19 protein-coding genes and 1 pseudogene are annotated in these 15,557 nt (G+C 73.5%); 9 read left to right on the forward strand and 11 right to left on the reverse strand.

The window, feature by feature from the left end:
- Positions 1-26 precede the first annotated feature (26 nt).
- The 3 genes and pseudogenes from ACA511_RS15160 to ACA511_RS15170 form a co-directional block, all read left to right on the forward strand.
- Positions 27-581, forward strand: a pseudogene (locus ACA511_RS15160) (SLC13 family permease); the annotation flags it as partial.
- Positions 582-783: 202 nt separating this feature from the next.
- Positions 784-1,398 carry a CBS domain-containing protein gene (locus tag ACA511_RS15165; protein WP_375025590.1) on the forward strand — a complete coding sequence of 205 codons (615 nt, stop codon included), beginning with the start codon at positions 784-786 and terminating at the stop codon, positions 1,396-1,398.
- Positions 1,398-2,630: an acetyl-CoA hydrolase/transferase family protein gene (locus tag ACA511_RS15170; RefSeq protein WP_375025591.1), complete on the forward strand. Its 1,233-nt coding sequence runs from the start codon at positions 1,398-1,400 to the stop codon at positions 2,628-2,630. The genes ACA511_RS15165 and ACA511_RS15170 overlap by 1 nt, the downstream gene beginning before the upstream one ends.
- A 16-nt stretch (positions 2,631-2,646) precedes the next feature.
- Here the strand turns inward: ACA511_RS15170 and ACA511_RS15175 are convergent, their stop codons facing one another.
- From ACA511_RS15175 to ACA511_RS15200, 6 genes are all read right to left on the reverse strand, one after another.
- Positions 2,647-3,246, reverse strand: coding sequence for an HU family DNA-binding protein (locus tag ACA511_RS15175; RefSeq protein ID WP_375024940.1), 600 nt, complete (start codon positions 3,244-3,246; stop codon positions 2,647-2,649).
- A gap of 98 nt (positions 3,247-3,344) precedes the next feature.
- Positions 3,345-4,316, reverse strand: coding sequence for a glycine betaine ABC transporter substrate-binding protein (locus tag ACA511_RS15180; protein ID WP_375024941.1), 972 nt, complete (start codon positions 4,314-4,316; stop codon positions 3,345-3,347).
- An 18-nt stretch (positions 4,317-4,334) separates the two neighbouring features.
- Entirely contained in the window at positions 4,335-5,102 is a 768-nt protein-coding gene (locus ACA511_RS15185; protein ID WP_375024942.1) for an ABC transporter permease, read from the reverse strand.
- Positions 5,099-6,118 (reverse strand): ABC transporter ATP-binding protein, encoded by a 1,020-nt coding sequence (locus ACA511_RS15190; RefSeq protein ID WP_375024943.1) that lies wholly within the window; start codon positions 6,116-6,118, stop codon positions 5,099-5,101. The genes ACA511_RS15185 and ACA511_RS15190 overlap by 4 nt, the downstream gene beginning before the upstream one ends.
- A complete protein-coding gene (locus tag ACA511_RS15195) occupies positions 6,115-6,759 on the reverse strand; it encodes an ABC transporter permease (protein ID WP_375024944.1) in 645 nt (214 codons plus the stop codon). Before ACA511_RS15195 ends, ACA511_RS15190 begins: the two co-directional genes overlap by 4 nt.
- Before the next feature lie 245 nt (positions 6,760-7,004).
- Positions 7,005-8,018: a helix-turn-helix domain-containing protein gene (locus ACA511_RS15200; RefSeq protein ID WP_375024945.1), complete on the reverse strand. Its 1,014-nt coding sequence runs from the start codon at positions 8,016-8,018 to the stop codon at positions 7,005-7,007.
- A 125-nt stretch (positions 8,019-8,143) separates the two neighbouring features.
- Here ACA511_RS15200 and ACA511_RS15205 point away from each other — a divergent pair, with 125 nt between their 5' ends.
- Positions 8,144-9,094, forward strand: coding sequence for an alpha/beta hydrolase (locus tag ACA511_RS15205; RefSeq protein ID WP_375024946.1), 951 nt, complete (start codon positions 8,144-8,146; stop codon positions 9,092-9,094).
- On the opposite strand, the gene ACA511_RS15210 is transcribed toward ACA511_RS15205, so the two are convergent.
- Complete coding sequence (locus ACA511_RS15210) at positions 9,091-10,014, reverse strand: PDR/VanB family oxidoreductase (protein WP_375024947.1); 924 nt, start codon at positions 10,012-10,014, stop codon at positions 9,091-9,093. The two genes, ACA511_RS15205 and ACA511_RS15210, sit on opposite strands and share 4 nt — an antisense overlap.
- A gap of 323 nt (positions 10,015-10,337) precedes the next feature.
- Here ACA511_RS15210 and ACA511_RS15215 point away from each other — a divergent pair, with 323 nt between their 5' ends.
- Positions 10,338-10,694, forward strand: a complete 357-nt coding sequence (locus ACA511_RS15215; RefSeq protein ID WP_375024948.1) for an MmcQ/YjbR family DNA-binding protein — start codon at positions 10,338-10,340, stop codon at positions 10,692-10,694.
- 119 nt (positions 10,695-10,813) lie between these two features.
- Here the strand turns inward: ACA511_RS15215 and ACA511_RS15220 are convergent, their stop codons facing one another.
- Entirely contained in the window at positions 10,814-11,713 is a 900-nt protein-coding gene (locus ACA511_RS15220; RefSeq protein WP_375024949.1) for a hypothetical protein, read from the reverse strand.
- 49 nt (positions 11,714-11,762) lie between these two features.
- Between ACA511_RS15220 and ACA511_RS15225 the strand changes: the two genes are divergently transcribed.
- A complete protein-coding gene (locus tag ACA511_RS15225) occupies positions 11,763-11,960 on the forward strand; it encodes a hypothetical protein (RefSeq protein WP_375024950.1) in 198 nt (65 codons plus the stop codon).
- Here the strand turns inward: ACA511_RS15225 and ACA511_RS15230 are convergent.
- Positions 11,952-12,707 carry an alpha/beta hydrolase gene (locus ACA511_RS15230; RefSeq protein ID WP_375024951.1) on the reverse strand — a complete coding sequence of 252 codons (756 nt, stop codon included), beginning with the start codon at positions 12,705-12,707 and terminating at the stop codon, positions 11,952-11,954. The two genes, ACA511_RS15225 and ACA511_RS15230, sit on opposite strands and share 9 nt — an antisense overlap.
- A gap of 128 nt (positions 12,708-12,835) precedes the next feature.
- Here ACA511_RS15230 and ACA511_RS15235 point away from each other — a divergent pair, with 128 nt between their 5' ends.
- The 3 genes from ACA511_RS15235 to ACA511_RS15245 all read left to right on the forward strand — a co-directional run bounded on the left by ACA511_RS15235 (position 12,836) and on the right by ACA511_RS15245 (position 14,446).
- Complete coding sequence (locus tag ACA511_RS15235; RefSeq protein ID WP_375024952.1) at positions 12,836-13,168, forward strand: hypothetical protein; 333 nt, start codon at positions 12,836-12,838, stop codon at positions 13,166-13,168.
- 81 nt (positions 13,169-13,249) lie between these two features.
- Positions 13,250-13,462 (forward strand): hypothetical protein, encoded by a 213-nt coding sequence (locus ACA511_RS15240; protein WP_375024953.1) that lies wholly within the window; start codon positions 13,250-13,252, stop codon positions 13,460-13,462.
- A gap of 72 nt (positions 13,463-13,534) precedes the next feature.
- Positions 13,535-14,446: an LLM class F420-dependent oxidoreductase gene (locus ACA511_RS15245; RefSeq protein ID WP_375024954.1), complete on the forward strand. Its 912-nt coding sequence runs from the start codon at positions 13,535-13,537 to the stop codon at positions 14,444-14,446.
- Here the strand turns inward: ACA511_RS15245 and ACA511_RS15250 are convergent.
- On the reverse strand, positions 14,424-14,810 hold the full coding sequence (locus ACA511_RS15250) for a VOC family protein (RefSeq protein ID WP_375024955.1): 387 nt from the start codon (positions 14,808-14,810) through the stop codon (positions 14,424-14,426). The genes ACA511_RS15245 and ACA511_RS15250 overlap by 23 nt on opposite strands.
- Positions 14,807-15,487, reverse strand: a complete 681-nt coding sequence (locus ACA511_RS15255; protein WP_375024957.1) for a TetR/AcrR family transcriptional regulator — start codon at positions 15,485-15,487, stop codon at positions 14,807-14,809. Before ACA511_RS15255 ends, ACA511_RS15250 begins: the two co-directional genes overlap by 4 nt.
- Positions 15,488-15,557 lie beyond the last annotated feature (70 nt).

A 15,557-nucleotide genomic window follows, 5' to 3' on the forward strand; every position in this document is an offset into this window, starting at 1 on the left:
GGCGTCCAGATCAGGGTGTGAGGCCGATGTTCGGCCGGCTGCTGGCCGACTCCGGCGGCGCCGACCAGATCGTCGACACCATCGTCGGGCGGTCCGGGCGCGCGTTCCTGCCCTGGGCGATGGCGCTCGTCGGCGCGCTGATCGGCCTGCCGATGTTCTTCGAGATCGGCCTCGTCCTGGTGATGCCGGTCGTCTTCCTCGTGGCGCGCCGCTCCGGCCTGTCGCTCATCGCGGTCGGCATCCCGGCGCTGGCCGGGCTGTCGGCGATGCACGGGCTCGTCCCGCCGCACCCCGGGCCGCTCGTCGCCATCGACGCGCTCGACGCCGACCTCGGCCTCACGCTGGGCTTCGGCGTGCTGGTCGCCGTCCTCATCCGGCTCGCCACCGGGTCCGCGACCGTCGCCACCGTCACCGCCGCCGCCATCCTCGCCCCGCTGACCGGCACGCTCGACAGCGGCGAGACCTCGCTGCTCGTGCCGGCGATCGGCGCCGGGTCGCTGTTCTTCTCGCACGTCAACGACGCGGGGTTCTGGCTGGTCAAGGAGTACTTCGGGCTCGGCGTCGGGCAGACCGTCAAGACATGGTCGCTGATGGAGACCGTCACCTCGGTGTGCGGCCTGGTCTTCGTCCTGCTGCTGAGCCCGGTCGTCCAGCGCGACGGCGCCGCGGGACGGGACGTTCGGCCCTGGGCCGCCGCCCTGCACTGGGCGATCATGGACGGGCAGGGGTCGGGAAGTCCTGCTCGGGTAGGTGAACGGCGTCCTCGCCGGAAGGAGACAGGCAATGCTGGTCCGGGAGGCGATGACCTCGCCCGTCGTCACGATCCCGCGGACCGCCACGGTCCGCCAGGCGATCCGCGTCCTGCACGAGCACGACATCACCGCGCTGCCCGTGGTGGACGGGGCGGGGCGGCTGGCCGGCATCGTCAGCGAGATGGACCTGCTGCGCGGCGTGTTCGAGCGGGACCCGCGCGCCTTCGCCAGGCCGGTCGCGACGCCGGCGAACCCGCCGCCGCGCCTGGTCGAGGAGGTCATGACCCGCGAGGTGGAGACCGCGCGGCCCAACACCGACGTGGCGGACCTCGCCGACACGATGATGCGGACGCGGATCAAGAGCGTCCCGGTGGTGGCGGAGCCCGGCGTCGTCGGCATCGTCAGCCGCCGCGACCTCATCGCGATCCTCGCCCGCGGCGACGCCCGCATCCGCGACGACGTGCTCGCCGCGATCGACGAGTACGGGCCGGGCGGGCGCCGCTGGGACGTCGCGGTCCGGGACGGCGCCGTCGAGCTGCGCGGCGGCGCGGACGAGCCCGCCCGCCGGATCGCCGGCATCCTCGCCCGGACCGTCCCCGGCGTCACCCACGTCTCGATCCAGGAAACCACCCGGGGGCAGTCCTGATGCGCGTCATATCCGAGTCGCACCTCGCCACCGTCCTCGGGAGCCTGCCGGGGCGGCCGCGCGTCGTGGCCGGCGGCAACTTCGCCACCCCCCGCCGCGCCCTCGCCGTCCTGGACGGGGCCGCCCCCGAGTACCGGCTGTTCATGCTCAACGCCCAGGGCGACCTGCCGGACCGCGACGGCGTGGAGCTGGAGACGCCGTTCGTCGGGGCGGGCATGCGGCGCCGGGCGCACCTGCGCTACTTCCCGTCGCGGCTGTCGCTCGTCCCGAACCTGCTGAAGGGGTCGCTGCCGCCCGACGTCGTGATCGTCCAGACGTCCGCGCCGCGGCACGGGACGGTGTCGCTCGGCATCGAGGTCAACATCCTGCCCGCCGCCGTCGAGGCGGTGCGCGCCCGCGGCGGGCTGGTGATCGCCCAGCTCAACCCGCGCATGCCGCACACCTTCGGGGACGCCGTCATGGCGGTGGACGAGATCGACTACGCGATCGAGTCCGACGAGCCGCTCGCGAGCCCCGTCCCGCGCCCGCCCGGGGACGTCGCCCGCGAGATCGGCGGCCGGGTCGCGGGGCTCGTCCCCGAACGGGCGACGCTGCAACTCGGCATCGGCGCCGTCCCCGACGCGGTGCTCGCCTCGCTGCTCGACCGGCGGGGCCTCGGCATCTGGTCGGAGATGTTCAGCGACGGGGTCCTCGCGCTGGAGAAGGCCGGGGTGCTCGACCCGGACACGCCGATCACCGCCTCGTTCGCGTTCGGCGGCGAGGAGCTCTACGACTGGGCCGACCGCAACGAGCGCGTCCGGATGCTGCGCACCGAGAAGACCAACGACCCGAGCCTGATCGCGCGGCGGCCCCGGCTGGTGTCGGTGAACTCCGCGCTCCAGATCGACCTCTACGCGCAGGCCAACGCCAGCCGCGTGCGCGGGGTGATCTACTCGGGGTTCGGCGGGCAGACCGACTTCGTGGTCGGCGCGCTGCACTCCCCCGGCGGCCGGGCGATCATCGCGCTGCCGTCCTGGCACCCGCGGGCGGACGTGTCGACGGTGATCCCGCGGCTGTCCGGGCCGGTCACCTCGTTCCAGCACAGCTTCATCGTCAGCGAACAGGGCACCGCCACGATCTGGGGCCGCGACTCGGCGTCGCAGGCCCAGCAGATCGTGGACCAGGTGGCGCACCCGTCCGCCCGCGACGACCTGCGCGTGCAGGGACGCGAACTGGGATTCCCGCTGCACTGACCCCGGCCGGGCCCGCCTACTTGGCGGCCTTGGCCCGGGCCTTCGCCTTCCCCGCCTTCTTCTTCCCGTTCTTCGGGCCCTTCGCGTCCTTGCCGCTCTTCACGCCCTTCACGCTCTTCACGGTCTTGGCGGCCTTCGCGGTCTTCGAGTCCTTCGCGGGCGGCGGCGCGGCGACCGCCTTCGCCTTCCCGGACGGCTTCTTCGCCGCGGCGTCCTTCTTGGGCTTCTTTCCGTTCTTGCCGTTCTTGGGCTTGTCCGGGGCGGGCGCTCCGGCCGGAACCGTCACCGCCGCCACGGCCTCGGCGGCGGCCTCGGCGGCGGGCTCGGCCGCCGCAGGGGCGCTTCCACCGACCCGGTTCCGGAACGTCTGCCCGGACCGGAACCGCGGCACCTGCGCGGCGGGCACCTCGACCGGCTGGCCGGTGCGCGGGTTGCGGGCGCTGCGGGCCGGGCGGGCGAAGCTGTCGAACGTCCCGAACCCGGTCACGATGACGCGCTCCCCGGCGGACACCCGGTCCATCACGGTGTCGAACACGGCGTCCACGTGCCGGCGGGCGTCGGACTCGTCGCTCCCCGCGCGTTCCGCCACGGTCCTGACCAGTTCACTGCGGTTCATGCGCCATGCCCTTCACTGTGGCGATAAGTGCTGCTCAGCGTAGTCCGGCACGGCCGCCGGGACCCGGCAATCGGCATGCCGCCCCGTGCTCCCTCCCCTCACTTGCCGATGAACCCCTTGGACTGGAGCCACGTCTCGGCGACTTCCGCCGGCTCCTTGCCCTTGATGTCGACCTCGCCGTTGAGTTCCTGGAGGACGGAGTCCGTCAGCGCCGCCGCGATCGGGTCGGCGATCTTCCCGATGGCGGGGTGGTCCCGGTAGACGGAGTCCCGGACGGTGAGGGCCGGGTTGTAGACGGGGAAGAACCTCTTGTCGTCCGGGACGGGCGTCAGGCCCAGCGCCCTGATGCGCCCGTCGGTGGTGGCGACCTCGCCGAAGTCGCACGGCTCGCCCTTGCCGACGGCGTCGTAGATCGCGCCTTCGGCCAGTGTCGCGACGGACGACTTGGGCAGCGTGAACCCGTAGGACTTCTGCAGGCCGGGCCACCCGTCGCTACGTCCGGCGAACTCGCTGGCGACGCACGTGGACGCCTTGGCCGGGTCGCGCTTCGCCAGGGCCGCGTAGCCGGAGAGGTCCTTGATCCCGAGTTCCCGCATGGTCGTCGTCTTCACCGCGATGGCGTAGGTGTTGTTCGCGGGCGCCGCCGCGAGCCATTTCACCTTGTTCTTCGCGAGGTCCTGCTCGGCGACCGCCTTGTACTGCGCGGCCGGGTCGCCGATCGGCTCCGTCTCCTTGAGGTAGTTGATCCAGGCCGTCCCCGTGTACTCCCAGTACATGTCGACGCTGCCGGACGTCAGCGCCGCGCGCGTGGTGTTGCTCCCCTGGAGGCCGCACTTCTCGCGGACGGTCGCGCCCGCCGAACGGAGCGCGAGCGCGGTGACCTGGCAGAGGACGAGCTGCTCGGTGAACTCCTTGGACCCGACGGTGAGGGTGGCGCCGTCCAGCGAGTTGCCCTCGGCCAGGCTGCCCGCCTCGGCGTCGGTGCCGGCGGAGCTGAAGCAGCCCGCGGTCAGCGCGGCGGCGGCGAGGCAGGCGGTGACGCGCGACGTGCCGGTGGGGGTCAGGCGCATGGTGACTCTCCTCAGGGTTCAGACGCCGCGGGGGCGCAGGACGTGGTCGACGAGTCCGATGAGCCAGTCGGCGGCCATGGCGAGCACCGCCGTCAGCACGCTGCCGGTGAGCAGGATCGGCGTCCGGTTCAGCGCGATGCCGGTGTTGATCAGCTCGCCGAGGCCGCCCGCGTTGGTGAACGCCGCGAGCGTCGCGCTGCCCACGTTGAGGATCACCGCGACGCGGACGCTGGCCAGGATCACCGGGACGGCGAGCGGCAGCTCGACGCGGAACAGCACCGCCGTCCGGGACAGCCCGATGCCGCGCCCGGCGTCGATCAGCGACCGGTCGACGCCCTGGAGCCCGACCATCGTGTTGCGCAGCACCGGCAGCGCGGACACGAGGATGAGCGCGATCACCGCCTTCTGGAACCCGATGCCGACCGTGACGGCGAGCAGGACCAGCACCCCGATGGACGGGACCGCCTGCCCCACGTTGGCGAGCGCGAGGAACGGGGCGGACAGCCCGCGCAGCCGCGGCCGGGTCAGCAGCACGCCGAGCGGGATCGCGATCGCGAGGACGAGCGCCGTGGACACCGCGACCAGGGCGATGTGCTCGCCGAACTGGCGGACGATCTCGGACCGGTCGATGGACCGGCGCTCGATCGGGTCCAGGTCCAGCCCGCGCAGGTAGGCGTACAGCGCCGCGCACACCGCGAGCAGGAAGACCGGTGTGACGAGGAGGCCGGTGCGGCCGCGGGCCTCCTCCCCCTGGCCGGCGCGTTCCGGCACGGCGGTGACGGTCACCGGCCACCGCCCGGCGCCGGGGTCTCCCGGACGATCGTGGACCACGAGACCGTGCCGGCGGGGCGTCCGTCGTCGTCCAGGACGGTCGCGGTCTCCGCACCGGCCCGCAGCATCGCGTCCAGCGCATCGTAGAGGGACTGGCCGGACCGGACGGTCGCGCCGCCCGCCCGGCCGGGTCCGGCGGGGGGCAGCGCGAGGGAGCCCACCTCGACCAGCCGGAGCCGGCGCATCGCCGCGCCCGTCCCGACGAACGACGCGACGAACTCGTCGGCCGGCTCGGCGAGGATCGCCGCGGGCGTGTCGTACTGGACGAGCCGCGCCCGCCGCCCGAGCATCGCGATCCGGTCGCCGAGCTTGAGCGCCTCGGTGAGGTCGTGGGTGACGAGCACGATCGTCTTGCCGATCCGGGCCTGGAGCTCCAGGAAGGCGTCCTGCAGCCGTTCCCGCGTGATGGGGTCGATGGCGCCGAACGGCTCGTCCATCAGCATCGCGGGCGGGTCGGCGGCGAGCGCGCGGGCCACGCCGACGCGCTGCTGCTCGCCGCCCGACAGCTCCTTCGGGTAGCGGCCCCGGTACGCGCCGGGGTCGAGCCCGATCATGTCGAGCAGTTCGTCGACGCGTTCCCGCACCTGATTCCTGGGCCGGCCGAGCGTCCGCGGGATGAGCCCGATGTTCGCGGCGACCGTCATGTGCGGGAAAAGCCCGACCTGCTGGATGACGTAGCCGATGCGGCGGCGCAGCTCGTCCGGGTCGGCCCGGGTGACGTCCTCGCCGCCGAGCAGGATGCGGCCCGCGGTCGGCTCGATCAGCCGGTTGATCAGCCGCAGCGTGGTGGTCTTGCCGCAGCCGGACGGCCCCAGCAGCACCACGATCTCCCCCTCGCGGACGCCGAGCGTGAGGTCGTCGACCGCCGGCGCGTCCTGACCGGGGTACCGCTTGCTCACCCCCTCCAGGCGGATCATCTCCCGGCGTTCCGGGACCTCGGCCTCGGTGGTGCCGGCGGCGGATTCGGTCATCGCAGCCCCTTGGCGGTGGTGAGACGAGACAGCACGACGAACAGCAGGTCCAGGACGAGGGCGAGGACGGCGACGCCGAGCGTCCCGGCGAGGGTGTCGTTCAGCGCGTTCGCCCCGCCCATCCGGGCCAGCCCGCCGAAGATCAGCTCGCCGAGGCCGGGCCCCGCGACGGCGGCGGCGATCGCCGCGATCGCGACCGTCATGATCGTGGCGACCCGGACGCCGGTGAGCACGACCGGCCAGGCCAGCGGCAGCCTGATCCGCAGCAGGCGGCCGAGCGGGCTCATCCCCATCCCGCGGGCCGCCTCCTCCACCGCGCCCGGCACACCGTCCAGCCCGGTGATCGTGTTGCGCAGGATCGGGAACACCGCGTACAGCACCAGCGCGGTGATCGTCGGCGCGAGGCCCAGCCCGAACAGCGGGATGAGCAGCCCGAACAGCGCCAGCGACGGGATGGTCAGCATGGTGCCCGTCACGCCGAGCGCGAGCCCCCGCGCCCGCGGGCGCCCCTCGACGGCGACGCCGAGCCCGATCCCGATCACGGCCGCGAGGGCGACGGCGATCAGGACGATCTCGGCGTGCTCGGCGGCCAGCCGGGCGATCGTGGGCCAGCGGTCGGACAGGTAGTCGGAGAAGCTCATGGCCGCCCCCCGCGCGGGACGGCCGGAGACCGGGCGAGGACGGTACGGCTCGCGTCTGCCATACCTCAGAATCTGCCTACGGATGATCAGTCTGGCAAGAACACCCGGCCCCCCGATCCATCCCCACCCCGAACCACCCGCCCCGCCACCCGCGACGCAACAGCCGAGAACTCCTCAGCCCGAGGCGCGCCAGTCCCGGACCCGTCAGCCCGAGGCGCACCAGGCCGGGGGCAGCCTTGGGAGTGTCAGTGCGGGGTGTCGCGGAGGTGGCGTAGGAGCAGTGCCAGGTCGAGGCGGCGCCGCCCGCCCGGGACGGAGAGCGAGAAGCCGAGCCGCTGCTCGGCGTGCGCGAGCCGCGCGGCGATCGTGCTGTGGTGGCGGTGGACCCGGGCGGCCGCCCGGCGGGCGGACCCCGTCGCGCAGAACGCGGCCAGGACGGCCAGCGTGCCGGCCCCGTTCGGTTCGGCGGCGAGCCCGTCGAGCGCGGCCACGTCCGCGACGCCGGCGATGTCCTCGTCCCGCATCCGTGCGGCGATCACCGCGAGCGCGCCGAGCCCGGTGTAGTGGACGACGTGCTCGCCGAGGCCGGTGAAGCGCAGCGCGGTGCGGGCGTTCCGCCATGACGTGGGCGCTTCGACGGCGGGCAGTGCGGGACCGACACCGGCCCGGAGCCCGGGCGGGAACCGCTCCGGCAGCGTCCCGGCGAGGACGGCGTGGACGCGTCCGAGCGACACCGTGTGCGCGCCCGTCTCCCTGACGACGTCGTCGGCCGTGTCGCCTTCGATGGCCAGGACGTGCACCCGGTCGACCGGTTCGACGCGCAGAAGGCGAAGCGCCCGGCACCGTTCGAGCTCTCCCGCGTCCGCGGAGAGGACCAGCTCGACGAGCCCGGCGCTCTCCGGCCGCGGCGCCGCCCCGAGGAGCAGCTCGGCGGCGATGGCGAACCGCTCCAGGACGATCTCGTCGAGCGGGAGCGGCTCGTCCCTGCCCAGCCACACGCGCCCCGTCCCCGAGATCTCCCTGACCATCCCGACCCCGGAACCGCTGGGAACGGGCGCGTCGCCGGGACCCGCGCGCAGGGACAGGCCGGACGCGGTGTCGGCGAGGCCGGCCGGGCATTCGGCGAGCCGCGCGGTCTCCCGGACGAGGGTCCGCGGGCTCACCTTCGCCGCGATCAGCGCGTCGAAGAAGCCGATCACCCGGACGGCGGTCTCCGCATCGGCGTCCAGCGCCGAGAGCCGCAGGAGCAGGCCCTTCATGAGGGCAGGGTACGGCACCCGACGATCGGCGGATTCCGGGACGTTCTCCCCGGCGGATGGCGGCTGGGCAGGGCGCCCGGGACGGCCGAGACTGGTGATCGCCGGCCGCGCGAGAGGAGCCCGTGGTGACCTACGCCTACGATCCCGAACTCGTCCCGTGGATCTCGATGATCCCGCACTTGCTGATCACCGACGTCGAGAAGGTCCGCCGGGAGGAGGCCGCGATGTTCGGGGCGGCGCCGGCGTACGAGCCGCCGGTCCCGGTCGAGATCCGCGACGTCACCGTGCCGGGCCCGCAGGACGCGCCCGGCGTCCCGGTCCGGGTCTTCAGGCCGGCGGAGCACGACGGCCTCCTGCCCGGTCTCGTCCACATCCATGGCGGCGGGTTCGCCCTCGGCGGCGTCGACCAGTACCAGGACGACGCGACCGGCATCGCGGCCGAGGTCGGCGCCGTGGTCGTGTCGGTCGAGTACCGGCTCGCCCCCGAACACCCCTTCCCCGCCGGCCTGGACGACTGCTACGCGGCGCTGACCTGGACCGCCTCGCACGCCGCCGAACTCGGCCTCGACCCGCGCCGGCTCGCCGTCGGCGGGGAGAGCGCCGGCGGCGGCCTGTCCGCGGCCGTCGCGCTGCTGGCCCGCGACCGCGGCGGCCCGGCGCTGTGCTTCCAGCTGCTCGGCATCCCGGAACTGGACGACCGGCTCGACACGCCGTCCATGCGCGCCTACACCGACACGCCGATCTGGCACCGCGGCAACGCGGAGCTGAGCTGGGACTACTACCTCGGCGCAGGGGTCCGCGGCACCGCCGGCGTCTCCCCGTACGCGGCGCCCGCCCGCGCCGGGGACCTGTCCGGGCTGCCGCCCGCCTACGTCACGACCTGCGAGTTCGACCCGCTGCGCGACGAGGGCCTCGGCTACGGCCAGCGGCTGGTCCAGGCGGGCGTCCCGACCGAGATCCACCACTATCCGGGCACCTTCCACGGCTCCACCCTCGTCACGGGCGCGGCCGTCACGAAGCGCATGAACGCCGACCGCCTCGGCGCCCTCCGCCGCGCCCTCCACCCCGCCGGCTAGAGCTCCAGGACGAGGCGGGGCCCGCGGGCCCGGGACACGCAGATCATCATGAACCCCCCGTCCGCGCGCTCCGCCTCGGTCAGCACCGAGTCGCGGTGCTCGGGCTCGCCGTCGAGGACGGGCGTCTCGCACGTCCCGCACGTCCCCTCCCGGCAGGACGACAGGACGCCGACCCCCGCCTTCTCCACCGTCTCCAGGATCGAGCGACCGGACTCGACCCGCAGCGTGCGGCCGCTCAGGCTCAACTCGACCTCGAACGCCTCGTCCGTCCCTTCGACCGGCTTCGGGGAGAAGCGCTCGGTGCGCAGCGCACCCGGCGGGCACCGCTCCTCGACCGCCGCGAGCATCGGCTCCGGCCCGCAGCAGTAGACGAGCGCGTCCGCCGCCTCCGCCAGAATGCCGTCGAGGTCGAGCAGGCCGCACTCGTCCTGCGGATGTACGCGGACCCGCTCGCCGTATCGCGACAGCTCGCCCAGGAACGCCATGGCGGGACGGCTCCGCCCCCCGTAGTGCAGCCGCCAGTCGGCGCCCGCGGCGTCGGCGGCGGCCACCATCGGCATGATCGGCGTGATGCCGATGCCGCCGGCGAGGAACACGTAGCGCGGCACGTCCTCCAGCACGAAGTTGTTGCGCGGCCCGCGCACGGTGAGCCGGTCCCCCACCCGCACCCGCTCGTGGACGACGCCGGACCCCGGCCCCTCCTTGAGGACGCCGATCCGCCACACGCGGGAATCACCGGGATCCCCGCACAGCGAGTACTGCCGCACGAGGCCGTCCCCGAGGACCACATCGACATGCGCCCCAGGCCGCCACGACGGCAGATCACCGCCGGCCGCCGCACGCAACGTCAACCCGACAACGCCCTCGGCAAGGACGGCCTTGTCCTCAACAACGACCTCGGTCACCGTCCCCACAGACACGCCCTTTCCCTCCGAACCCACGATCAGGACCCCGACTCACCCGCAAGGGCGACGTCCCTGCCGTCCGCAGACCGGCCACCGAGCACGACCGCCCGCACGGCTCACGATTAGCTCGCCCCTGGGGAGCCCGCCTCCCCCGTGCAGCACCGCTCGCCAGCGCCGCCGCAAAGGGCCTTCGTCCTCACGACCTTCGCCGCCGGAGCCGCCGCTGCACCAGTGGCCCTTCCACCGAACGGAAGCCCGCTCCGCCGGTCGCGTGCCTTCTCGATGTCCGACGCGCCGCTTACGATGCCGAGCAGGCTCGTCACGGGAAGGGAGCGCAGATGAGCGATGTGGACGTACCGACGAGGATCCGGGAGATCTGCCTGTCACTGCCGGAGGCGGCGGAGAAGCCGTTCGGCGGTCATACAGCGCCCTCCTTCCGTGTTCGCGACAAGCTGTTCGTGATGACCAGCGAGGACGGGCTCTCGATGATGTTCAAGGCCGGGCCCGGCGTGCAGGAGGCTCTCGTGGCGGAGAACCCCGAGGTCTTCTTCGTCCCGAAGTACGTGGGCGGCAAGGGCTGGGTCGGCGCCCGCCTCGACGTCGACCACGACTGGGACGAGATAGCGGAGCTCATCGAAGACAGCTACCGCCTCATCGCCCCGAAGCGCCTGGCGAAACTCCTCGACAACCCCTGAGGCGCCCACCGCCGCCCCGCAGATCTCCGGGTCCAGCAAGCCGGTGACACATCGCGGACGTGATCCGCTACGGAGGGCATTAGTACGGAGGGCATTAGTACGGTAAAGGTGGTCGGGGTTTAGCGGGGGCGGCGGTTCAGGGTTCTCAGGCGGGTGGCTATTTTGTCCATGGTCGCGTTGTCGGGGTTCCATCCTCGGTGGAGCAGGGCGGTCAGGAGGGCCTCCAGGTAGGGGGCCGGGCGGGTGAGGAAGGTCTTGGTCACCGGAATGATCTCCCAGTGCATCTCCTTGGCCAGCCAGCGGCGGCGCGAGGTGTCGTGGGCGCGGGCCCGGGGGCCGGCGTGGTGGCGTTCGCCGTCGTATTCGAGGCCGACCCGGAATTCGGGGTAGCCGAGGTCGATGTAGAGGTGCCCGTTCCGCGGGCCCATCACCGGTATCTGGGTACGGGGGCGCGGGAAGCCCGTGCTCACGACGGCGACGCGGATCCAGGTCTCGCCGGGGGAGGCCGCGCCGCGGTCGGCGAGGCGGATGATCTCGCGCAGCCGTTTGTTGCCGCGGTAGCCGGGCAGTGCGCGGCCCATCGTGGTGATCTCTTCGGCGCCGGCGCCCTGCCGGAGGAACTGGTCGAGTGCGGCGACCGCTTCGAAGCGGGGAAGCCAGCGGGCGCAGTCCAGGGCGGTGCGTGCCGGGGACGTGAGGCGTACATCGGACTTCTCCAAGACGTGGTCGGACGGAAGTTCCACGGTGTCGGCGGTGATCGGGTCGGAGTCGGACGTTCTGGGAGTGATGAGTTCGACGCCCCAGCCGGCCTCGTTCACTCCCGGGGGTAAGACGTCCAAGCCCCATATCCAGGCGGCGGTGCGGCGGGCCACGACCGCCTCACGCGGGAGGAGGCTGCTCAGCGCGGCGGCCCGGGAGGCGAGGGACGCGCCCTCGTCCGGGACGAAGTAGACGCCGGGGCCGACGGGGACGATCGAGTCGGCGGCCGTGCGCTTCCAGGTGAGGCTGAACCCGTCCATGAGGCGATGATGCCCGGCCCGCAAGGACCGCGGAGGCTCCCGCGAAAATGTGGATAACGTCGGGAAGGGCGACGCCGACGCCGCCCGTCTCGCCGAGGTCGGCCGCTACCTGGGCGGCCTCCCCGCAGACCGCTACCCGGACCTCGTCGACGTGGCGGACGAGCTGCTGGCGCCCCGCCTCACCGACCGGTTCGAATCCGGCCTGCACAGCCTCATCGAGGGCCTGGCCAGGACGGGCTCAGCCTGAGACCGCGCCGATCGCCCACTTCCCGATGCGGTCGATCAGTTCTGGTGTGGCGGCCACTTCGGCATGGCCGAACGCGGGCTCGATCCACAGTTCCCTCGGGTCGGACGCCGCCTCGTACAGCTGACGGGCATGCTCAAGCGGGAAGAACGCGTCCGCGTCGCCGTGGACGACCAGCAGCGGCGCGGGAGCGATGCGCCCGGCGACCTCGTGGGGCGCCGCCGGCACCGGGTCCCAGCCCGCCGGCGCAATGCGGGTGCCGCGCGCCATCCGGACGGCCAGCCGGCCGAGCCGCCGTTCGATCACCCAGTGCACGCGCCGCATCGGCACCGTCCCGCGGTAGTACCAGCGGGCGGGGGCGCTGACCGACACCACCGCGTCGACCCCGCCGTGCAGCGCCGCGTGCCGGACGGCGACGGCGCCGCCCATGGAGAAGCCCGCGACGACGACGCGCCGGTATCCCCTGCGGCGTGCGGCCGCGACGGCCGCCGCGACGTCAAGGACCTCGCGGTCGCCGACGGTGGAGTGCCCGCCCGACCGTCCGTGGCCGCGGAAGTCGAGGCCGATGACGCCGCCGTGCGGACGGAGGGCCCCGGCGATCCGGCGCAGCGCGGGCTGCCGCCAGGAGCAGGTGAACCCGTGCGCGAGGACGAAGCACGCGTCGCCCCCTCCCCGCAGGTGGCCCGCGTCGATCCGCACGCCGTCGGCGGTGTAGAGGGTGAGCGGTTCCGGAGGTGTCACGTCCTCCATGATCGGTCATCCCCGGGCCGCGCCCTCCGTTCGCCCCGGGCGGGGCTGAAGGGACGCGTTGCTGGGTAGGTAGTGGTCGTGTCTGGAGGGCTGGCTGGCCGGCGGGGTCGGGCGTCGGGCCGGCGGGTATGGGCAGCGAAGACCGCGCGCTCCAGGTGAGGGCGCGGGAGAACGGCCGGGAGGGCGGCAGCCGCCCGGCCGCGCGGCCGGACGTCCCGGAACCCGGCGGCGCGACCGCGGCGCGCAAGCGGGAGACCGACGATTACGCGTGCCAGGCGATGGTGTCCTCGGCGCGCGCGCACGAGCGGGCCGCGGCGCTGCTGGAGCGGATGGCCGCCGCCCATCCCGAGGAGGCGGAGCTGCATCTGCCGTCGGCCGCCCGGCACCGCAGGTGGGCCGCGAACGACCGCGACCTCGCGCGTAGGTACGCGCCTCCGGCCGGCGACCCGGACGCCGGGTGAGCTCGCCCGCCGTGCTGCGCGAACGCGCCCGCCGTGCGGGGGCGCACCTTACGGAGGTCGGGACATGACCGTCGATCCGCTGTGAAGGACCTCTACAAGGACGGCAGCGGGGCCGGTCTGGACGAGCCCTACGCGTACGCGAGCCCGTGGGAACCGCGCCAAGGGGCGTTCTGGAACGCCTCCTTCGGGGCCGCCCGGCCGCTGCGCGAGCTGCCCGGCACCACGGCGCTGTTCGGCTTCTTCACGGAGGCCGGGGACCGCGCCGCGCACGACCGCCCGCGGCGTCCCCGCTGAGACCCGTGCCGGGTCGCGGGGCTCACGCGGCACATGTGTAAAGATCGAATTACACGGATCTAGGAGGTCGCTGTGCGGATTGGTGTTCTGCTGAGCGAGCGCGCCGGAGTGGCTGCGCTCGGCAGGCTGGCGGACGACGTGCGGCGCGCCGCCGACGACGGGTTCCCCTCGGCCTGGCTCTCGCAGATCTTCGGGGTCGACGCGCTCACCGCGCTCGCCGTGGCGGGACGGGGAGTCCCGGGGATCGAGCTCGGCACCGCGGTGGTGCCGACGTACCCGCGCCATCCGGCGGTCCTGGCGCAGCAGGCGCGGACGACCGCGCTGGCCCTTGAGGGACGGCTGACGCTCGGCGTCGGCCTCTCCCACAAGATCGTCATCGAGGAGATGTACGGGTACGACTTCGGCCGGCCCGTCCGGCACATGGACGAGTACCTGTCCGTCCTGCTCCCGCTGCTGAACGGGGAGAACGCGTCCTTCAAGGGCGAGACGCTGCGGGGCGACATCGGGTTGAGCGTGCCGAACGAGGGCCGCGTGCCCCTGCTGCTGGCGGCGCTCGGCCCGAAGATGCTGAAACTGGCGGGCGAGAGGGCGGACGGCACCGTCCTGTGGATGACCGGCCCCAGGACCGTCCGGGAGCACATCGCTCCCACCATCGCGGCGGCGGCCAAGGCGGCCGGACGCAGCGAACCACGCGTGGTCTGCGTCCTGCCCACGTGCGTCACGAGTGACGCAGAGCGCGCGCGGGAGCAGGCGGCCGAGACGTTCGCGATGTACGGGAGCCTGCCGTCCTACCGGGCGATGATGGACCGGGAGGGCGTGGAAGGCCCCGCCGGCCTGGCCGTCATCGGCGACGAGGACACGGTCCAAGCCAAGCTGGAGGAGCTCGCCGAGGCGGGTGTCACCGACTTCATCGCCGCCGAGTACATGCCCGGCGACGACCGGGCGCGCACCCGGGCGTTCCTCAAGGGCGCGCTGGCGCGATGAGCTCGTAGAGGTTGCCGCTGGAGTCGGAGAAGTAGAGGCCCCGCCCGCCGAGCGGGTGGGCCTCGTCCACCCGCCCGCTGTCGGCGTGCGCGGGCTCGTCGCCGTACGGGATCTCGCGTGCGTCGAGGCGGTCGACGACCGCGTCGAACGTGTCGGCGTCCACGTCGAAGGCCAGGTGGTGGCCCTGCGGGTGCGCGACCGTCAGGAAGTCGAGGGTGAGGCCCTCGGTCACGCGGATCGGGACGAAGTGCCGCGCGTGCGGGTGCGGGCCGGTGCACTCCAGGCCCATGACGCTCGCGAAGAAGCGGGCGGCCTCGTCGTTGTCGGCGGCGGTCACGATCATGTGGTTGAGGCTGATCGTCATTCGGGGGGTCCTTCCTTGAGGGCTCCGTGCAGGAAGACGTCCAGGTACTCCGCCATGGACGGGCTGGACGCGGCGGGCCCGGCGGGCGGCCGGGCGCGGGTGAACGCCAGGCCCATGAACAGGCCCGCGATCTGCTCGGCGGGCAGGCGGAGCCGGTCGCGTTCGGGCTCGAGCAGTTCGGCGATGGCGTCGCGGGTCCGGTTCATGGCGGCGTCGCGGTCGGCTCCGCCTCCCGCGTGCCCGCCGCCCTCCGGCGCGCTCCCCTCGTCCCCGCCGCCGGGACCCCCGCCGCCGGGGCGCGGCATGCCGCGGCCGAGCCGGCGGCCGGTGGCCTGCAGCGCGCCGAGGACCATGCCCATCCGGACGAGGTAGGCCTCGATCGCGGCGCTCGCCTCGGCGAGCCGGTCGGCCAGCGGCTGGTCGAGCGGGATCTCGGCGATCACCGCCACGACGTGGTCGTTGCGCAGCGCCTCGGCGACGCACGCGTCGAGCAGTTCGTCCTTGTCGGCGAACACGCGGAAGATCGTCGCCTCGCCGATGCCGGCGGCGCGGGCGATCTGCCCGGTGGTCACGGCCGTCCCGTGCTCGGCGACGAGCGGCAGCGCGGTCCGCACGATCATCTCGCGGCGCCGCTGCGGGGTCATGCCCGGCGCGCGGCGGCGGTTCCCGGTCACCATGCCCGCCACCGTACGGAGTGAGGACTCACACCGTCAAGCCGGAGTGAGGACTCACACCGAACACCCGGAC

Origin of the sequence: Actinomadura sp. GTD37, assembly GCF_041951365.1 — a bacterium.
GTDB lineage: Bacteria > Actinomycetota > Actinomycetes > Streptosporangiales > Streptosporangiaceae > Spirillospora.

Excerpts from the sequence above, each read along its gene's own strand:
- ACA511_RS15165 (WP_375025590.1), top strand. The coding sequence starts at position 784 with ATGCTGGTCCGGGAGGCGATGACCTCGCCCGTCGTCACGATCCCGCGG.
- ACA511_RS15170 (WP_375025591.1), top strand. The coding sequence starts at position 1,398 with ATGCGCGTCATATCCGAGTCGCACCTCGCCACCGTCCTCGGGAGCCTG.
- ACA511_RS15175 (WP_375024940.1), bottom strand. The coding sequence starts at position 3,246 with ATGAACCGCAGTGAACTGGTCAGGACCGTGGCGGAACGCGCGGGGAGC.
- ACA511_RS15180 (WP_375024941.1), bottom strand. The coding sequence starts at position 4,316 with ATGCGCCTGACCCCCACCGGCACGTCGCGCGTCACCGCCTGCCTCGCC.
- ACA511_RS15190 (WP_375024943.1), bottom strand. The coding sequence starts at position 6,118 with ATGACCGAATCCGCCGCCGGCACCACCGAGGCCGAGGTCCCGGAACGC.
- ACA511_RS15195 (WP_375024944.1), bottom strand. The coding sequence starts at position 6,759 with ATGAGCTTCTCCGACTACCTGTCCGACCGCTGGCCCACGATCGCCCGG.
- ACA511_RS15200 (WP_375024945.1), bottom strand. The coding sequence starts at position 8,018 with ATGAAGGGCCTGCTCCTGCGGCTCTCGGCGCTGGACGCCGATGCGGAG.
- ACA511_RS15215 (WP_375024948.1), top strand. The coding sequence starts at position 10,338 with ATGAGCGATGTGGACGTACCGACGAGGATCCGGGAGATCTGCCTGTCA.
- ACA511_RS15220 (WP_375024949.1), bottom strand. The coding sequence starts at position 11,713 with ATGGACGGGTTCAGCCTCACCTGGAAGCGCACGGCCGCCGACTCGATC.
- ACA511_RS15230 (WP_375024951.1), bottom strand. The coding sequence starts at position 12,707 with ATGGAGGACGTGACACCTCCGGAACCGCTCACCCTCTACACCGCCGAC.
- ACA511_RS15235 (WP_375024952.1), top strand. The coding sequence starts at position 12,836 with ATGGGCAGCGAAGACCGCGCGCTCCAGGTGAGGGCGCGGGAGAACGGC.
- ACA511_RS15250 (WP_375024955.1), bottom strand. The coding sequence starts at position 14,810 with ATGACGATCAGCCTCAACCACATGATCGTGACCGCCGCCGACAACGAC.
- ACA511_RS15255 (WP_375024957.1), bottom strand. The coding sequence starts at position 15,487 with ATGGTGACCGGGAACCGCCGCCGCGCGCCGGGCATGACCCCGCAGCGG.